The sequence below is a fragment of the Streptomyces roseifaciens genome (assembly GCF_001445655.1).
Lineage (GTDB): Bacteria > Actinomycetota > Actinomycetes > Streptomycetales > Streptomycetaceae > Streptomyces > Streptomyces aureoversilis.
On sequence record NZ_LNBE01000004.1, the window covers coordinates 577,583 to 594,462 of the forward strand.

Below are 16,880 nucleotides of genomic sequence, written 5' to 3' on the forward strand. Positions count from 1 at the left end.
CTCGACAGGTTCAGGTCCCCTCGGTGCGGCAGCACCCCACCGACTGAGGGAATGCCTCCGTGATCAGCTTCACCGTCGCCGCCCTGGCCTTCGGCGTCGTCTTCCTCGCCGAACTGCCCGACAAGACCGCCCTGGCCGGCCTCATGCTCGGCACCCGCTACCGCGCGAGCTACGTCTTCGCCGGGGTCGCCACGGCCTTCGCCGTGCACGTCGCGCTCGCCATCGCCGCCGGGAGCGTCCTGACGCTGCTGCCGCACCGCCTCGTCCAGTGCGTGGTCGGCCTGCTCTTCCTCGCGGGCGCGGTCATGCTGCTGTTCAAGAAGGACGAGGGCGACGAGGAGCTGCGCAAGCCCGCCGACCAGTCCTTCTGGAAGGTCTCGGGGGCCGGCTTCATGCTGATCCTCGTCGCCGAGTTCGGCGACCTCACCCAGATCATGACCGCCAACCTCGCCGCCCGCTACGACGATCCGCTGTCGGTGGGCCTGGGCGCCGTGCTGGCCCTGTGGGCCGTCGCGGGCCTGGGCATCGTCGGCGGCCGCACCCTGATGAAGTACGTGCCGCTGGCGCTGATCACCAAGGTGGCGGCCGTGGTGATGCTGGGACTCGCGGGCTTCAGCCTGTACGAGGCGGTCGCGGGCTGATCCGCGCGAACGCCGACCGCCGGCCCGGGGCGGTCAGCGCGCCGGGCCGGCGGACGGGTGGGCCGGGCCGGGTGGTGTCGTCGGGCCGGGCCGGCGGACAGGTGGTGTCGTCGGGCCGGGCCGGTCAGGCCGAGACGTGGAGGACGACGGCGCCGTTCGCGTCCGCCTCCACGCGTATCCGGGTCAGGTCCGCGACGTGGACGTCCGGGTTGTGGGCCGCCGCGCGCGGGCCGACGCCCACCACGCGCATGCCCGCCGCCTTGCCGGCCGCGATGCCCGCCTCGGAGTCCTCGAAGACGATGCAGTCCGCGGGGGCGAAGCCCAGGGCCGCGGCGCCCTTGAGGAAGCCCTCCGGGTCCGGCTTGCTCGCGCCGACGGACTCCGCGGTCACCCGGACCTCCGGCATGGGCAGGCCCGCCGCGCCCATGCGGGCCTCGGCCAGGGCGCGGTCGGCGGAGGTGACCAGGGCGTGCGGGAGGGCGGCGAGGGCCGCCATGAAGGCCGGGGCGCCGGCGACCGGGACGACGCCGTCGACGTCGGCGGTCTCCGCGGCGAGCATCCGGCGGTTGTCGGCGTGGTTCTGCTCCATCGGGCGGTCCGGGAGCAGCACGGCCATCGTGGCGTAGCCCTGGCGGCCGTGGACGACCTTCATCACGGCGTCGCCGTCGAGCCCGTGCGCGGCGGCCCACTCGCGCCAGCAGCGCTCCACGACGGCGTCGGAGTTGACGATCGTCCCGTCCATGTCCAGGAGCAGGGCGCGGGCGGTCAGCGTGGTCGTGGTGGGGGCGTAGGCCTGCATCGACGGCTCCAGGGCGCGGGAATAAGGCAAGGCGGTCCCGCCCGCCGGTCAGGGAATACGGGCGGGACCACTTTGTTTCCTAACGATACAAAAAGTCCCGCCCGGAAAGCCAATGGCCTACCCCGGCGGGCCGGACGGGGCGATCCGGACCACGATGGAAGAGCGTTGCGCGCGTGAAGCGAGGCGGTGCGGGGTGCGGAAGCGCCGCGCAGCCCCGTTGTCCCGTAGTCCCGTATTCCGTAGTTCCAGGAGATCCCAGGAGACCCCAGGAGCGCCCATGGCGGACGACACCCCGGGCCCCTCCGTGGCCACGGAGCCCGAGCCCCTGCCCGCGCCCGGCCAGGGGCAGTCCCGGCGCACCCTCCTCGTCGCGATCGGGGCCCTGCTGCTCGGCATGCTGCTGGCCGCGCTGGACCAGACGATCGTCTCCACCGCCCTGCCCACGATCGTCAGCGACCTCGGCGGCCTCGAACACCTCTCGTGGGTCGTCACCGCCTACCTGCTCGCCTCCACCGCCGCGACCCCCCTGTGGGGCAAGCTCGGCGACCAGTACGGGCGCAAGAAGCTCTTCCAGACGGCCATCGTCATCTTCCTGCTCGGCTCCGTGCTGTGCGGCATCGCCCAGAACATGGGCGAGCTCATCGCCTTCCGCGCCCTGCAGGGCCTCGGCGGCGGCGGGCTGATGGTGCTGTCGATGGCGATCGTCGGCGACCTCGTGCCGCCCCGGGACCGCGGCCGCTACCAGGGCCTGTTCGGCGCGGTCTTCGGCGGTACGAGCGTGCTCGGCCCGCTCCTCGGCGGCCTGTTCGTCGACCACCTCAGCTGGCGCTGGGTCTTCTACATCAACCTCCCCATCGGCATCGTCGCCCTCTTCACCATCGCCGCCGTCCTGCACATCCCGGCCCGCCGCACCCCGCACCGCATCGACTACCTCGGCACGTTCCTCATCGCGGCCGTCGCCACCTGCCTGGTGCTGATGACCTCCCTCGGCGGCACGACCTACCCCTGGTCGTCCTGGCAGATCATCGGCCTCGGCGTGCTCGGCGTGGCGCTGCTCGTCCCCTTCGTGCTGGTGGAGCGGCGCGCCGCGGAGCCCGTCCTGCCGCTGAAGCTCTTCCGGATCCGCACCTTCACCCTCTGCTCGGTGATCGGCTTCGTCGTCGGCTTCGCGATGTTCGGCTCGATGACCTACCTGCCGACGTTCCTGCAGGTCGTGCAGGGCGTCTCGCCGACCATGTCCGGGGTGCACATGCTGCCGATGGTGGCCGGGCTGCTCATCGCCTCGACCGCCTCCGGCCAGATCGTCAGCCGCACCGGCCACTACAAGGTCTTCCCGATCGCCGGCACGGCCGTGATGACCGTCGGCCTGCTCCTGCTGCACCAGCTCGACCCCGGCAGCAGCACCGGGGAGATGAGCGCGTACTTCTTCGTCTTCGGCTTCGGGCTCGGCCTCGTCATGCAGGTCCTCGTCCTGGTCGTGCAGAACGCCGTCTCCTACCGCGACCTCGGCGTCGCCACCTCCGGCGCCACCTTCTTCCGCTCCATCGGCGCGTCCTTCGGCGTCTCCATCTTCGGCACGATCTTCGCCAACAAGCTCGGGCCGCGGATCGCCGACGCCCTCTCCGGCGCGAGCCTGCCCGCCGGCATCAGCCCCGACAGGCTCCAGGCCGACCCGCGCGCGGTCTCCGCCCTCCCGCCGGGCGAGCGGGCGGGCGTCCTAGCCGCCTACTCCACGTCCATCACCGACGTCTTCCTCTACGCGGTGCCCGCCGGGCTCGTCGCCTTCGCCCTCGCCTGGCTGCTGCGGGAGGAACCCCTGCGGGGCAGCGTCACCGCGCCCGACAACAGCGAGGTCATCTCCAGCAACCCCGTCGAACGCTCCTCGCGCGACGAGGTCGCCCGCGCCCTGTCCCTGCTCGGCAGCCGCGAGGGCCGCAAGAAGGTCTACGAGGTGATCACCGAACGGGCCGGGCTCGACCTGCGTCCCGCCGCGAGCTGGATGCTCCTGCGCATGAACCGCTACGGCTCCGTGGAACCCTCCCTGCTCGCCGAGCGCGTCGACGTCCCCCTGCGCGCCGTCACCGAGGCCGCCATCCAACTGGAGGTCCGGGGCCTGGCCCGCCGCGAGGGCCTGCCCCTCGTCATGACGGACGAGGGCCGGCGCGTCGCGGGCCTGCTGTTCCGGGCCCGCGAGGAATCCCTCGCCGACCTCCTCGGCAACTGGTGGACCCCGGACCGCCCCACCGACCTCGACGCCCTCGTCCGCGAACTCACCACGGAACTGTGCGGCTCGGACGCGGAACAGCCCCACGACGGCGACGCGCTGCCCCGGCGGGACCATGATGCGCGGCGGGACCCGGGGAGGCGGCAACCGTGAAAGGGTGACCGACGGCTTCACCCGCGCACAGCCGTCGCACCTGGAGGGGCGCCCCATGAGCGCAGCCGATCAACCGGCCGAGCAGAGAGACGTCCCGCCCCGTCCGGAGCGCACTCCGGACGCCCTCCGCCTGGCGCTCACCCGGCTCGCTCCCCACCGGCTGGCCGAGATGGAACGGCAGAAGAACGAGGCGTTCCAGCTCGCGGTCCAGAACGACAGCCTCGGCCCGATCCGCGGCTGGGTGACCATCTGGGCGGCCGAGGCCGAGGTCGAACGCCGCCCCGACCTCCTGGCCCGGCGCCGCGCCGCCGAGTACGCCGTCCAGACCCTCGACCGGGACGACCCGGCGTGGCGCGCCGCCATGGACGAGCTCCAAGCCGTCCTCACCGAGGCCCGCGAGGGGTAGCCGCTCCGGCGCCGTATGCCGGGCGGGGGTCAACGCCCGGCGGGCCCGGGCACGGCGTGGTCCAGGCGCCAGTGGTTACGGAATCGGTTCAAGGCGTCGACGGCCGAGTCCGCACGCTCTCCGGCCGCGGCGCACGCGGCGCGCCAGGCGGCGTCGAGTTCGGCGCATCCGACGCACCCCGACCAATGTGCCCTGTCGCCGTTGGCCAGAACCCGGAACGCCCCCCGCTGGAGAGGAAAGAGGTGATCACCGATGGCTGACCAGGGCGCTGGCCGCCGACCCAAGTACCAGCGGATCGCTGCCGATCTGCGGGACGCGATCCAGGGCGGCGAGTACGAACCCGGTGGTCGGCTGCCCGGCGAGAACGAGTTGATGGCCACCTACGGCGTGGCCCGCATGACCGTTCGTCAAGCACTCGGTCTGCTTCAGAGTGAAGGCATCGCCGAGGCTCGAAAAGGTGCGGGCGTCTTTGTGCGCTCGTTCCGGCCTATCCGGCGCCGGGGCATTCAGCGGCTGACCGAAGACACGTGGACTTCCGGGCGGTCCATATGGGCGGCCGATATCGAGGATCGCGACCTCGCGGTGGACCGCATCGAGGTCACCGAAGAGTCGGCACCGGAACATGTGGCCTCGATCCTCGGGCTGGCTCCGGAGGCCGCCGTCTGCGTGAGGAGCAGGCGCTTCGTACTCGACGGCAGGCCGGTCCTGCTTTCCGTGTCCTACCTCCCCGCCGAACTCGTGGCGGGGTCCCCGATCACCCGGGAGGACACCGGCCCCGGAGGTACCTACGCACGCTTGGCGGAACTCGGAGCCGCGCCCGTGCGCTTCCGCGAGGAGATCCGGTGCCGGATGCCTTCGGGTGACGAGGCCGACCGGCTCGGCCTGACGTCGGGGACCCCGGTCGTCTTGATCTGCCGCACGGCCTTCGCCGAAGGCGGTCGAGCCGTCGAGGTCAACGAGATGACGCTCGACTCGGCTTCGTACGTGCTGGAGTACGAGTTCGACCGGTAGCGGCGACCGCTCCACTGACGAAGGTGCGCTGTCCGTCCGCGGACGTACGGCCCCACCGTCTTCGTCAACTCGCAGATCGCGCGCGCCCGCTAGCGCGCAGGGCCGTCACCCGAGCGCGAACACCAGCTCCGGCCGCTCCCACGTGACCGGCCCCTTCGCGGGCACCGTCCCCGTCCGTTCCGCGCCCACGCTGCGGTAGAAGCCCTCGGACGGCGGGTGGGAGACGACGCGTACGCCGGAGAGCCCCGCTGCCCGGGCCCGGTCCTTCATGTGGGCCGCCAGGCGGCGGCCCACACCCAGCCCCTGGGCCTCGTCCGCGACGAACATGAGGTCCAGTTCGGCGGGCGGGCCGAGGATCAGGGCGTAGAAGCCGAGGAGCGCCCCGCCGCCCGGGCCGCCCCCGTCGCCCCCGCCGTCCCGCTCGGCCACGAAGACGTCGTGGGCCGCTATGTAGTCCGCGGTGACCTCGTAGTCCTCGACCATCGCCGCGTAGCCGCCCCGGTACGCCCCCGAGCCGCGCACCAGTTCCGTGAGCCGTCCTGCGTCCGCCGCCGTGGCCCGCCTGATCACCTGTGCCGCCCCCGTACGAGTGGAGTAATAGATCTAATGGCGTAGAGGCTATTACTTCACCCGTGCTGCGGCCCATGGCCTCCGTCACATCACGCCCGTCACGGCCCTCACAACCGCTGAATGATCGTTCCCGTCGCCAGCGCCCCGCCCGCGCACATCGTGATCAGGGCGAACTCCTTGTCCGCCCGCTCCAGCTCGTGCAGGGCGGTCGTGATCAGCCGGGCCCCCGTCGCGCCGACCGGGTGGCCGAGGGCTATCGCGCCGCCGTTGACGTTGATCTTCTGCAGGTCCTGTTCGAAGACCTGGGCCCAGGAGAGCACGACCGAGGCGAAGGCCTCGTTGATCTCCACGAGGTCGATGTCGCGGAGCGACATGCCTGCCTTGCCGAGGACGGCGCGCGTGGCGTCGATCGTGCCGTCTAGGTGGAAGTGCGGGTCGGCCCCGACGAGCGCCTGGGCGACGATGCGGGCCCGGGGGCGCAGCTTGAGCGCACGGGCCATCCGCTTGGACGACCACATCAGCGCGCACGCGCCGTCGGATATCTGCGAGGAGTTGCCGGCGGTGTGGACGGCGGTGGGCATGACGGGCTTGAGCCCGCCGAGCGCCTCGGTGTTCGTGTCGCGCAGCCCCTCGTCGCGGTCGACGAGCCGCCACATGCCCTGTCCCGCGTACTGCTCCTCCTCCGTCGTCGGCACCTGGACGGCGAACGTCTCCCGCTTGAAGCGCTCCTCGGCCCAGGCGCGGGCGGCCCGCTGCTGGGAGAGGAGGCCGAGTCCGTCGACGTGCTCCCGGGTCAGGCCGCGCTTGCGGGCGATGCGTTCGGCGGCCTCGAACTGGTTGGGCAGGTCGACGCTCCACTCGTCGGGGAACGGCTTGCCCGGTCCGTGCTTGGAGCCGCTGCCGAGCGGGACCCGGGACATGGCCTCGACGCCGCACGCGATGCCGATGTCGACGACGCCGCCCGCGATCATGTTGGCGACCAGGTGGTTGGCCTGCTGCGAGGAGCCGCACTGGCAGTCGACGGTGGTGGCCGCGGTCTCGTAGGGCAGGCCCATGGCCAGCCAGGCGGTGCGCGCGGGGTTCATGGACTGCTCGCCGGCGTGGGTGACCGTGCCGCTGACGATCTGCTCGACGCAGTCGGGCTGGATGCCGGTGCGGGCGAGCACCTCCCGGTACGTCTCGCCCAGCAGGTAGGCGGGGTGGAGATTGGCGAGCGTGCCTCCGCGCCGGCCGATGGGGGTGCGTACGGCTTCGACGATGACGGGTTCCGCGGCCATGGGTTCGTCCTCTCGTGGCATCCGCTGGGCGTCCCGGCGCCCCCGGCAAACAAGAACACGTTCTTATTCCGCTCTTCGCTCGCAGTCTTATGAGCGCTACCCCCGGTACGCAAGGGTCGCGCACGTGCTGCGCCCGCGACAGATGGCCTCGCGCCCTCCCTTGCCGCCCGCGGGGCGGCGTCACTACCTTCGGGACGCAGGCCGATAACTGATGGACCGTCAGACATGGAGGGGCCGATGCCCTGTCCCGCGCTCCCCGACGGCTTCGACTTCACCGACCCCGACGTCTACCACCGCCGCGTCCCCCTCCCGGAGTTCGCCGCGCTGCGCGGCACGGCGCCGGTGTGGTGGAACGCCCAGCCCCACGGCGTCGCCGGCTTCGACGACGACGGCTACTGGGTGGTCACCCGGCACGCGGACGTGAAGGAGGTGTCCACCCGGCCGGACCTCTACTCCGCCGCCCTCAACACCTCGATCATCCGCTTCAACGAGCACATATCCCGCGACCAGATCGACGTCCAGCGGCTCATCATGCTCAACATGGACCCGCCCGAGCACACCCGCGTCCGCCAGATCGTGCAGCGCGGCTTCACGCCGCGCGCGGTCCGCTCCCTGGAGGCGGCCCTGCGGGCGCGCGCGGGCGCGATCGTGGCCGCGGCGCGGGAGCGCGGCAGCGGCGACTTCGTCACCGACGTCGCCTGCGAACTGCCGCTGCAGGCGATCGCCGAGCTCATCGGCGTCCCGCAGGAGGACCGGGCCCGGATCTTCGACTGGTCCAACAAGATGATCGCCTACGACGACCCCGAGCTGGCGATCACCGAGGAGGTCGGCGCGAACTCCGCGATGGAGCTCATCTCGTACGCGATGAACCTGGCCGCCGCGCGCAAGGAGTGCCCGGCGAAGGACATCGTCAGCCGGCTGGTCGCCGCCGAGGACGAGGGCAACCTCACCTCCGACGAGTTCGGCTTCTTCGTGCTGCTGCTGGCCGTCGCCGGCAACGAGACCACGCGCAACGCCATCAGTCACGGCATGCACGCCTTCCTCACCCACCCCGGTCAGTGGGAGCTCTACAAGCGCGAGCGCCCCGCGACCGCGGCGGAGGAGATCGTCCGCTGGGCGACGCCCGTCGTCTCCTTCCAGCGCACGGCCACCCGGGACACCGAGCTCGGCGGCGCCTGCATCCGAGCAGGTCAGCGGGTGGGCATCTTCTACGCCTCCGCCAACCACGACCCCGAGGTCTTCACGGACCCGGAGGTCTTCGACATCACCCGCGACCCCAATCCGCACCTGGGCTTCGGCGGCGGCGGCCCGCACTTCTGTCTCGGCCGGTCGCTGGCCGCGCTGGAGATCGACCTCATCTTCGACGCGGTCGCCGACACGCTCCCGGACATCAGGCTGGAGGGCGAGCCGCGGCGGTTGCGGTCGTCCTGGCTGAACGGGATCAAGGAGCTGAAGGTCCGCTATCGGTAACCGGCTCCCCGATAACTGATTGATCGTCAATTTCCTTTCCCCGCAGGGGAATAGTCCGTACCGGGACCTTGTACGGCGACGGCCGCGGACTTACTCTCGGGTACACCTTCCGGGCAGGCCCGTTCGTCACGCCCCACGCCCGTCACAGCACCGACCCGCGCGATGCGGCGGGACACGGCGGCCACCCGTCCGGCAGCTCTCATCCGAGGCTCTCCGAGGGGACGATCAGCATGAACGATGCGCAGGACAGACCGGTCACGGGACGGGTCAGGTGGCGCAAGTTCGCCGTCCTGGCCGTGCCCGGCTTCGCGGCCACGGCGGCGCTGGCCGTCGCGCTCGCCGAGGGGGCCCTCGCGGCCTCGTTCGCCGTGTCGGGCCAGGAGTTCAAGGTCTCGGCCGACAGCCTGGAGGGCAAGGGGTTCGCGCAGTACGGCGGCGTGGACACCAACGCCCGCGGCGACCTGCTGCCCGTGGCGGTCACCGCGATCAAGGAGGCCGAGCTGCAGAAGCTCTGCCAGTCCGTGGTCACCCACCTGCCCGTCATCGGGGACATCTCCCTCAACCTGACGGCGGGCGGGAGCGGCACCCCGGTCAAGGCCACCAACCTCTTCATCGACGCCACCCAGCTCGGCGGCGACGCGGAGTTCACGAACATCGAGATCGGCCGCGACGCCTCCACCCTCGACAAGGGCCCGGCCGACGCGCAGGGCATGCAGGACCTCTTCGCCCAGCAGGCCGACCGCGTCAGCATGAAGAAGGTCCGGCAGGTCGCCTGGGCCACCAACGCAGGAACGTTCAAGCTCGCGGGCCTGCGGATGAACATCTCCAAGGGCAAGCAGGAGTGCTTCTGACGTGGCGGCCGGCACCGGGACCGCCGCCGCCCGTCCCCGCCCCCGTCGGCGGCCGTGGGCCGCGTGGCGCCGGTGGCGCAAGGCGCGGCCCTTCTGGGGCGGCCTCGCCACCGTGCTCGCCGGAGCGGAGATCTCCGTCATCCCGCTGGCGCCGCTGAAGATCATGCTCCATCAGGGGATCGCGGGCATCCCCTCGGTCCTGATGGGCCTGGTCATGGTGCTGATGGGCCTGAGCGCGTGGTTCGCACCGCAGTACCGCACCCTCGCCGGGGTGGTGACCGTCATGATCGCGGCCGCGGCGCTGGTGATGTCGAACCTCGGCGGGTTCCTCATCGGCACCATCCTCGGCGTCATCGGCGGGGGCATGGTCTTCGCCTGGCAGCCGGTGACGCCGGTGCCGGCGCCGGAAGCAGGGGGCACGCCCGGTGCCGGGGATGCGCCCGGTACCGGAGACGTGCCCGAGACCGGAGGCACGCCCGGCAGCGAGCCGTCCCACCCACCGCACGACGGGGCGCGCCCCGGACCGCACCACGATCCCCCCGCGCACCTCCCACACAAGGAGACCCGATGACCTCCGTGACCTCTCGCAGACTCCGTCCCCGCGCCCTCCTCGCCTGCGGCGCAGGGCTGGCCGTCACCGCCGCCCTCACCCTCACCGGTGCCGCGGGCGCCCAGACGGGCCCGGCCACCGGCCCGGCCGCCGCCGCGGGATCCACCACCGTCACCCCGGCCGGCCACTCCTTCGCGGCCACGCTCAACGGGAAGGCCACGTTCAAGGCCGGTTCGGTGACCGCCACCTGTACGGTCTCCAGCTCGCAGCCGTCGTCCGGCTCCGGCAACAACCGGATACCCGACGCGCCCGGCAACCAGAACCCCTCGGGGCCGGTCTCCAGCAGCATCAACCCGCCCACGTACTCCGGCTGCACCGCCAGCATCGCCGGGGTGACCGCGACCGTCACCACGTCCGGCACGTGGAGCGTGTCCATGCAGCACGGGTCGCCGATCACGGCCACCCTCGGCATCCCGGTCGGCGGCTTCGTCCTGGAGTCCAAGGGCCTGGCCAACTGCAAGATCACGGCCGCCCCGGCCGCGCCCGCGGACATCCTCACGACCTACACCAACGGCACGCCGTCCACGCTCACGGTCACCAACGCCACCGTCCCGGTCAAGGTCACGGGCGGGTTCGGGTGCCCGACCAGCGCGACGTCGTCGGTGTTCAACGCCGTCTACGACATCACGGACACCACCGACCCCGCCTCCCAGATCACCGTCAGCGACTGAGCCGGACCCCCGCAGGCAGCGGATCGCTCTCGCTGCGCGCCGCCGGCACCTTGCCGAACACCTGCCGCCCCGGGCCGCTGAGCGCGTACTGGACGGCGAAACCGGACAGCACGACGAGTGCACCGCCGACCGCGTCGAGCACGTAGTGGTTGGCGGTGCCGACGATCACCGAGAGCGTCAGCAGCGGGTAGAGCATGCCGAGGCACTTCATCCACGGCTTCGGCGCGACGGCGGCGATCACGACGCCGCACCACAGCGACCAGCCGATGTGCAGCGACGGCATGGCCGCGTACTGGTTGGACAGCTCCGTCAGCGCCCCGAAGTCGGGGTGGGCGAGGTCCTGCGGGCCGTTGGCCGTGTCGATGAAGCCGAGGCCGGGCATCAGCCGCGGAGGCGCCAGCGGGTAGGCCCAGAAGCCGGCCAGCGCCATCAGCGTGGCCAGGGACAGCGCGGTCCTGGCCCAGCGGTAGGTGCCGGGGCGGCGCACGTAGAGGTAGACCAGCAGGGACACCGGCACCAGGAAGTGGAAGGTGCCGTAGTAGTAGTTCATGCTGTCGGTGAGCCAGCCGATGCCCGCCACGAAGTGGTTGAAGCCGTGCTCGACGTCGATGTGCAGGAACTCCTCGATGCCGAGGATCTGCCGGCCGTGGGCCTCCGCGAGGGAGCGCTCGCCGGTCGCCTGCGCGCGGATGAACGAGTAGACCCAGTAGCCGACCCGTAAAAGCATCAGCTCCAGCAGGACGTTCGACCGGGACAGCGGGCGCTTCCAGAAGCGGAAGAGCGGCACCCAGGCGAAGCGGCCCTGCTGCGGCTCGGTCACCGGCGTCGGCAGCGGCCGCTCCCAGCCCTCCGCCGTGCGCGGGAGGAAGGGCACCGCGCAGGCCGCCAGGAGCGCGGCGAGCAGCGGGGCGTTGTCCCCGAGGGGGCGCAGGAACGGGTTGTCCGGCATCAGGGCGGTGCTCGTGAGCGTCATCACCAGGACGACGAGCACGGGCCATGCCAGCCGGTCGGCGCGGCGCCTGCCGACCCGGCCGACGACCGCGAGCAGGAGCCACAGCTGCTGGTGCTGCCAGGCCGTCGGCGAGACTGCGACGGCGGTGCAGCCCGCGATGGCCGTCGCGAGCAGGACCTGCCCGTCGAGGGCGTAGCGCGCGGCGCGGCGCAGGCCGAGCACGGCGACGGTCGCGGCCAGCAGCCCGTACAGCGCCAGTTCGGCCGGGCCGTGCAGGCCCAGGCGGAGCAGCAGGCCGTGCAGGGACTGGTTGGCGAGCCCGCCGGGAGCGTGACCGAGGCCCGCGCCGGCGATGTGGTGGATCCAGTACGTCCACGAGTCGTCCGGCATGAACACCCATGTGAGTGCCGAGCAGGCCGCGAAGGTGACGCCGCCGGCGGTGGCCGCGCGGCGGCGGCCCGTCAGCCACAGCAGGACGGCGAAGAGCAGCACGGTGGGCTGCAGCGCCGCGGCGACCCCGATGAGCAGGCCGCTCGTCCGGCCGGAGCCCTGCGCGAGGCGGGGCGGGCAGCAGGCGAGGAGCACCAGCAGGACGGGGATGATGCTCGTCTGCCCGAGCGTGAAGGTGTTCCGCACGGGCAGCGAGGCCACGGTCAGGATCACGGCCACGGGGGCGGCCAGCAGCGCCGTACGGCGCGGGACGGGCCCCGGCAGGGAGCGGGCGGCGACGAGCGCGAGGGCCACGACCAGCAGGAGCGTGCCGAACGTCCAGAAGACGCCGAGGTTCTCCTCGGCGGCCTTCGTCAACGGTTTGAGGACGAGTCCCGCGAAGGGGGTACCGGTGAACCGGTCCGTGTCGTAGAGCGAGCCGCGCACATGCAGGACACCGTTGTCGCCGATCCACCGGCCGAGATCGGTGAAGCGCCGCTCGGGAGGCAGTCTCAGCACCGCCGCGGCCTGACGCACGGCCAGCAGCCCGGCGACGAGCCACAGCACGCCCAGGGCGAGGCCGGTCCCCGCCCCCGCTCCCGGCGGACTTCCCGGCCCGCCCCTCTGTGCATTCACCACGCCCGGCCGCACCTCCAGTCGCCCAGCTGGGTCACCCTCGTAGTGCTCGTTGAGACCTTACTGAGTCCTGAAGAACAGACCAGGGCACCTCCACGTCACCGCGCATAATTCGGGCGCACTCTCGAACATCCCGTGCGACCATGCCCGCATGACCGGTACGGCCCCCCTCCCCGCCTCCTCCTGGAGCATCGCCCCGCAGTCCGTAGGCTCCGCCGAGTCCGCCGCGTTGCTGCGCGAGTACCTGACGGACGTCGCCGACCGCTGGTACGTCCTCAACCTCGGGCGGCGGTGCACCCCCGAGGAGATCGCGGGGCACCTCGCCGAGGATCCCAGCGACGATCTCGACCCGCCGAGCGGGCTGCTGATGGTCGCGCGGCGGGACGGGGAGCCGGTGGGGTGCGTGGGGCTGCGGTGGTTCGACCGGGTGCGGGGTGCGGCCGAGTTGAAGCGGATGTACGTGCGGCCGGGCGCGCGCGGGCAGGGGCTCGCGCCCGCGCTGCTGGCCGAGGCCGAGGCCGTCGCCCGGCAGTGGGGCGCGGAGCGGATCCTGCTGGACACGCGGAAGGACCTGGTGGAGGCGGTGGCGCTCTACGCCCGGCACGGGTTCGCCCACGTCCCGCGGTACAACACCCCCGAGGAGAATCCTTACGCCGAGGTGTGGATGGCGAAGGAGCTCCGGGCCTGACGCGAGCCCCCGCGAGGCTGCTTCGAGCCCCCGCGCGGTCACTTCGGGTGACGTGCCGGATGCAGTAGGTTACGGCGCTGTGGAACCTCTCGTTTCGCCCGTCAATTCGCACAACGAGTGGGACCCGCTGGAAGAGGTCATCGTCGGGCGCCTCGACGGCGCGGCGATCCCTTCCGACCACCCCGTCGTGGCCTGCAACCTCCCGCCGTGGGCGGCGCGGTTGCAGGGGCTCGCCGCCGGATTCCGGTACCCGCGCGTGCTGATCGAGCGGGCGCAGGAGGAGCTCGACCGGTTCGTCGCCCTCCTGGAGTCCCTCGGCGTCACGGTCAGGCGCCCGGACGCGGTCGACCACAAGCGGCGGTTCGCCACCCCCGACTGGTCGTCGCGCGGCTTCGCCAACGCCTGTCCGCGCGACAGCATGCTCGTGATCGGCGACGAGATCATCGAGACCCCGATGGCCTGGCCGTGCCGCTACTTCGACACCCACCCCTACCGCACGCTCCTCAAGGACTACTTCCGGCGCGGCGCGCGGTGGACGGCGGCGCCGAAGCCGCAGCTCACCGACGCGCTGTTCGAGGCGGATTTCCGTGCCCCCGCGCCGGGCGAGCCCGTGCGCCGCATCCTCACCGAGTTCGAGCCGGTGTTCGACGCCGCGGATTTCGTACGCGCCGGACGCGACCTGTTCGTGACGCGGAGCAACGTCACCAACCGCATGGGCATCGAGTGGCTGCGCCGTCACCTCGGGCCCGGCTACCGCATCCACGAGATCGAGAGCCGCTGCCGCACGCCCATGCACATCGACACGACGTTCCTTCCGCTCGCGCCCGGCAAGGTGCTGGTCAACCCCGAGTACATCGACGTCGGCCGGCTGCCCGACGTCCTGCGTTCCTGGGACGTCCTGGTCGCCCCCGAACCCGACCCGATCGAGGACCGCCTGCTCCGGATCACCTCGATGTGCGGCAAGTGGCTCAGCCTGAACGTCCTGGTGATCGACGGCACCAGGGTGGTGGCGGAGCGGCACCACACCCGCATGCTGCGCGCGCTGGAGCGATGGGGGTTCGAGCCCGTCCCGTGCGACCTGCTGCACTACGCGCCGTTCGGCGGCTCGTTCCACTGCGCGACGCTCGACGTCCGGCGCCGCGGCACGCTCGCATCGTATTGCCCGTGACCTGCGACCGGTGACCCGCGGGCGGGCCGAGGACGAGGTCCTGCTCCTCGGGCGTCAGCGCGGCTCCCCGAACGTCACCGGTGCGTCGAACGCCGCCCTCCGCGTCGCCCGCCGCAGCGCCTTCAGGACCGTCGGGCCGAGCGTGAGCGTCGCCGTGACCGTCACGACCGCGCGCGGCACGTCCCAGCCCAGGGAAGTCGCCAGGCAGTACGCGACGAAGCGGGCGAGGTTCTCCTCGACCGGGTCGCCCGGGACGAAGGAGACGCCCGTGGCGAGCGAGCCGATGTACGGCCAGCCCTGGAGGTTCATCACCGTGCCGTAGAGGAGGGAGGCCACCGCGCCGTAGCCCGCGAGCATCAGCACCTCGCGGGGGCCGCGCAGGCGGTCGGGGCCGGGCAGCAGGCCCGCGCCCATGGCCACCCACCCCATCGACAGCATCTGGAACGGCATCCAGGGCCCGACGCCGCCCGTCAGCAGCGCCGACGCGAACATCGACACCGCACCGAGCACGAAGCCGAAGCCGGGGCCGAGGACCCGGCCCGACAGCACCATCAGGAAGAACATCGGCTCGATGCCCGCCGTCCCCGCGCCCAGCGGCCGCAGGGCCGCGCCCGCCGCCGCCAGGACGCCGAGCATCGCGATCGCCTTCGCGTCCAGGCCCGAGTCGGCGATGGCCGCCACCACGACGGCCAGCAGCAGCGGCAGCAGGGCCGCGAACAGCCACGGCGCGTCCTGGGAGTGCGCGAGGCCCGACGCGGAGTCGGCGAGCAGGGGCCAGCCGAAGGCCGCCACCCCGGTCGCGGAGACGAGGAGCAGGGCCGCGATCGAGCGCCTGCCGAGGCGTATCGCTCGCGCTTGGCGGTCGGGAGCGGCGCTGCCGCGGCCGGGTGCGGTGTTCTCGCGGTCGGGGCCGGTGTCCCCGCGGCCGGGTGTGACGTTCTTCCCGTCGGGTGCGGAGTCCTCGCGGTCCGGTGCGGCGTCCGTCACGAGCCCGCCTCCAGCGCGTCCCGCACCTGTCCCACCGTCAGCCACGGCTGCGGCGCGAGGACCTTGGCCACCTGCGGCGCGAAGGCCGGCGAGGAGACCACCACCTCGGCCGTCGGGCCGTCCGCGACGATCTCGCCGTCGGCGATGACGACGACCCGGTGGGCAAGCTCCGCGGCCAGTTCCACGTCGTGCGTCGCCAGGACGATCGCGTGCCCCTCGGCGGCGAGGCCGCGCAGGATCTCCACCAGGCGGTGCTTGGCCGCGTAGTCGAGGCCGCGGGTCGGCTCGTCGAGGAGGATCAGCGGCGGGCTCGCCGTCAGGACGACCGCGAGGGCGAGCGCGAGGCGCTGGCCCTCCGACAGGTCGCGCGGGTGCGTCGTGCCGGGGACGTCCGGGAGGAGCCGGGAGACGAGCGCGCGGCAGGTGCCCGGTTCCGCGCCCGCGTCACCGTCGGCCGCCGCGCACTCGGCGGCGACCGTGTCCGCGTACAGCAGGTCGCGCGGCTCCTGCGGTACGAGGCCCACGTGGCGCAGCAGTTCCGCCGGGGTCGTGCTCTGCGGGGCGGCGCCGCCCACGCGCACGGAGCCCGCGGCGGGCTTGTGCATGCCGACGAGCGTGCGCAGCAGCGTGGACTTGCCCGCGCCGTTGCGGCCCATCAGCGCGACCGTCTCCCCGGCCCGTACGGACAGGTTCACGTCGCGCAGCGCCACCAGCCGGCCGTGCCGGACGGCGAGCCCGGCGGCGGCCGCGGCGGGGGCGGGGCCGGTGTCCGCCGTGCGGCGGGCCTTGCGCAGGAAGCCGGCGCGGCGGGTGCGGGCCGTGACGCCCTCCGCGCCCTGCGGGGCGGGTGCGGCCGGCGGGGCCGGCGGGGGCCGCCCCCCCCCCCCGGCGCGGGGGGGGGGGGGGCCCGCCGCCGGTTTCACAGCGCCGGTGGCACAGCAATACTGTTCGACACCGACAGGTGCGGAACAGAGAGCGAGGTGCCGCCCATGGCCGCGGAGACGGAGACCGGGGAAGCGACCCTGACGGTGGACGAGTTGGCCGCCCGGGCCGGGGTGACCGTCCGCACCGTGCGCTTCTACAGCACCCGGGGGCTGCTGGAAGCGCACGGTGCGGACGGTCACCCCGGCCCGGGCGGCCAACTCGTCCACCGTCAGGGTCGCTTCCCCGGTCTCCGTCTCCGCGGCCATGGGCGGCACCTCGCTCTCTGTTCCGCACCTGTCGGTGTCGAACAGTATTGCTGTGCCACCGGCGCTGTGAAACCGGCGGCGGCCCCCCCGCCCCCCCGCGCGCGGGGGGGTGGGGGCGGGCCTGTGTGCAGGACCGGTCAGGATCCG

General features: G+C 72.6%; 15 protein-coding genes and 2 pseudogenes. 11 read left to right on the plus strand and 6 right to left on the minus strand.

Annotated features, from left to right (window positions below; all coding sequences use genetic code 11):
* The first annotated feature begins 59 nt into the window (after window positions 1-59).
* Window positions 60-641: a TMEM165/GDT1 family protein gene (locus AS857_RS19740; protein ID WP_058044626.1), complete on the plus strand. Its 582-nt coding sequence runs from the start codon at window positions 60-62 to the stop codon at window positions 639-641.
* A gap of 124 nt (window positions 642-765) precedes the next feature.
* Here the strand turns inward: AS857_RS19740 and AS857_RS19745 are convergent, their stop codons facing one another.
* The gene (locus AS857_RS19745; RefSeq protein ID WP_058044627.1) at window positions 766-1,440 is read right to left on the minus strand and encodes an HAD-IA family hydrolase; all 675 of its coding nucleotides are present in this window, start codon (window positions 1,438-1,440) and stop codon (window positions 766-768) included.
* 277 nt (window positions 1,441-1,717) lie between these two features.
* Between AS857_RS19745 and AS857_RS19750 the strand changes: the two genes are divergently transcribed.
* From AS857_RS19750 to AS857_RS19760, 3 genes are all read left to right on the plus strand, one after another.
* The gene (locus tag AS857_RS19750) at window positions 1,718-3,817 is read left to right on the plus strand and encodes an MDR family MFS transporter (RefSeq protein ID WP_058044628.1); all 2,100 of its coding nucleotides are present in this window, start codon (window positions 1,718-1,720) and stop codon (window positions 3,815-3,817) included.
* A 55-nt stretch (window positions 3,818-3,872) separates the two neighbouring features.
* The gene (locus AS857_RS19755) at window positions 3,873-4,223 is read left to right on the plus strand and encodes a hypothetical protein (protein WP_058046917.1); all 351 of its coding nucleotides are present in this window, start codon (window positions 3,873-3,875) and stop codon (window positions 4,221-4,223) included.
* 252 nt (window positions 4,224-4,475) lie between these two features.
* Complete coding sequence (locus AS857_RS19760) at window positions 4,476-5,234, plus strand: GntR family transcriptional regulator (RefSeq protein WP_058044629.1); 759 nt, start codon at window positions 4,476-4,478, stop codon at window positions 5,232-5,234.
* Between the two features lie 105 nt (window positions 5,235-5,339).
* On the opposite strand, the gene AS857_RS19765 is transcribed toward AS857_RS19760, so the two are convergent.
* Both AS857_RS19765 and AS857_RS19770 read right to left on the minus strand, forming a co-directional pair.
* The gene (locus AS857_RS19765) at window positions 5,340-5,804 is read right to left on the minus strand and encodes a GNAT family N-acetyltransferase (protein WP_245700350.1); all 465 of its coding nucleotides are present in this window, start codon (window positions 5,802-5,804) and stop codon (window positions 5,340-5,342) included.
* Between the two features lie 107 nt (window positions 5,805-5,911).
* Window positions 5,912-7,081 (minus strand): steroid 3-ketoacyl-CoA thiolase, encoded by a 1,170-nt coding sequence (locus tag AS857_RS19770; protein WP_058044631.1) that lies wholly within the window; start codon window positions 7,079-7,081, stop codon window positions 5,912-5,914.
* A gap of 237 nt (window positions 7,082-7,318) precedes the next feature.
* Here AS857_RS19770 and AS857_RS19775 point away from each other — a divergent pair, with 237 nt between their 5' ends.
* From AS857_RS19775 to AS857_RS19790, 4 genes are all read left to right on the plus strand, one after another.
* Window positions 7,319-8,551, plus strand: coding sequence for a cytochrome P450 (locus tag AS857_RS19775; RefSeq protein ID WP_058044632.1), 1,233 nt, complete (start codon window positions 7,319-7,321; stop codon window positions 8,549-8,551).
* Between the two features lie 230 nt (window positions 8,552-8,781).
* The gene (locus AS857_RS19780; protein WP_058044633.1) at window positions 8,782-9,402 is read left to right on the plus strand and encodes a DUF6230 family protein; all 621 of its coding nucleotides are present in this window, start codon (window positions 8,782-8,784) and stop codon (window positions 9,400-9,402) included.
* A gap of 1 nt (window position 9,403) precedes the next feature.
* Window positions 9,404-9,973 carry a DUF6114 domain-containing protein gene (locus AS857_RS19785; protein WP_245700351.1) on the plus strand — a complete coding sequence of 190 codons (570 nt, stop codon included), beginning with the start codon at window positions 9,404-9,406 and terminating at the stop codon, window positions 9,971-9,973.
* A complete protein-coding gene (locus tag AS857_RS19790) occupies window positions 9,970-10,683 on the plus strand; it encodes a hypothetical protein (protein ID WP_058044634.1) in 714 nt (237 codons plus the stop codon). The genes AS857_RS19785 and AS857_RS19790 overlap by 4 nt, the downstream gene beginning before the upstream one ends.
* Here the strand turns inward: AS857_RS19790 and AS857_RS19795 are convergent.
* A complete protein-coding gene (locus tag AS857_RS19795; RefSeq protein ID WP_058044635.1) occupies window positions 10,673-12,703 on the minus strand; it encodes a bifunctional glycosyltransferase 87/phosphatase PAP2 family protein in 2,031 nt (676 codons plus the stop codon). The two genes, AS857_RS19790 and AS857_RS19795, sit on opposite strands and share 11 nt — an antisense overlap.
* A gap of 148 nt (window positions 12,704-12,851) precedes the next feature.
* On the opposite strand from AS857_RS19795, the gene AS857_RS19800 reads away from it, so the two are divergent.
* Both AS857_RS19800 and AS857_RS19805 read left to right on the plus strand, forming a co-directional pair.
* A complete protein-coding gene (locus AS857_RS19800) occupies window positions 12,852-13,388 on the plus strand; it encodes a GNAT family N-acetyltransferase (RefSeq protein ID WP_058044636.1) in 537 nt (178 codons plus the stop codon).
* Between the two features lie 79 nt (window positions 13,389-13,467).
* Window positions 13,468-14,556, plus strand: a complete 1,089-nt coding sequence (locus AS857_RS19805) for an amidinotransferase (RefSeq protein WP_107105633.1) — start codon at window positions 13,468-13,470, stop codon at window positions 14,554-14,556.
* A gap of 54 nt (window positions 14,557-14,610) precedes the next feature.
* Here the strand turns inward: AS857_RS19805 and AS857_RS19810 are convergent, their stop codons facing one another.
* Both AS857_RS19810 and AS857_RS19815 read right to left on the minus strand, forming a co-directional pair.
* A complete protein-coding gene (locus tag AS857_RS19810) occupies window positions 14,611-15,402 on the minus strand; it encodes an ECF transporter S component (protein ID WP_058046918.1) in 792 nt (263 codons plus the stop codon).
* Window positions 15,403-15,539: 137 nt separating this feature from the next.
* Window positions 15,540-16,460, minus strand: a pseudogene (locus AS857_RS19815) (energy-coupling factor ABC transporter ATP-binding protein); the annotation flags it as partial.
* Window positions 16,461-16,532: 72 nt separating this feature from the next.
* Here AS857_RS19815 and AS857_RS41545 point away from each other — a divergent pair.
* Window positions 16,533-16,643, plus strand: a pseudogene (locus AS857_RS41545) (MerR family DNA-binding transcriptional regulator); the annotation flags it as partial.
* Window positions 16,644-16,880: the final 237 nt, after the last annotated feature.

Excerpts from the sequence above, each read along its gene's own strand:
- AS857_RS19745 (WP_058044627.1), bottom strand. The coding sequence starts at position 1,440 with ATGCAGGCCTACGCCCCCACCACGACCACGCTGACCGCCCGCGCCCTG.
- AS857_RS19790 (WP_058044634.1), top strand. The coding sequence starts at position 9,970 with ATGACCTCCGTGACCTCTCGCAGACTCCGTCCCCGCGCCCTCCTCGCC.
- AS857_RS19770 (WP_058044631.1), bottom strand. The coding sequence starts at position 7,081 with ATGGCCGCGGAACCCGTCATCGTCGAAGCCGTACGCACCCCCATCGGC.
- AS857_RS19775 (WP_058044632.1), top strand. The coding sequence starts at position 7,319 with ATGCCCTGTCCCGCGCTCCCCGACGGCTTCGACTTCACCGACCCCGAC.
- AS857_RS19755 (WP_058046917.1), top strand. The coding sequence starts at position 3,873 with ATGAGCGCAGCCGATCAACCGGCCGAGCAGAGAGACGTCCCGCCCCGT.
- AS857_RS19760 (WP_058044629.1), top strand. The coding sequence starts at position 4,476 with ATGGCTGACCAGGGCGCTGGCCGCCGACCCAAGTACCAGCGGATCGCT.
- AS857_RS19750 (WP_058044628.1), top strand. The coding sequence starts at position 1,718 with ATGGCGGACGACACCCCGGGCCCCTCCGTGGCCACGGAGCCCGAGCCC.
- AS857_RS19780 (WP_058044633.1), top strand. The coding sequence starts at position 8,782 with ATGAACGATGCGCAGGACAGACCGGTCACGGGACGGGTCAGGTGGCGC.
- AS857_RS19800 (WP_058044636.1), top strand. The coding sequence starts at position 12,852 with ATGACCGGTACGGCCCCCCTCCCCGCCTCCTCCTGGAGCATCGCCCCG.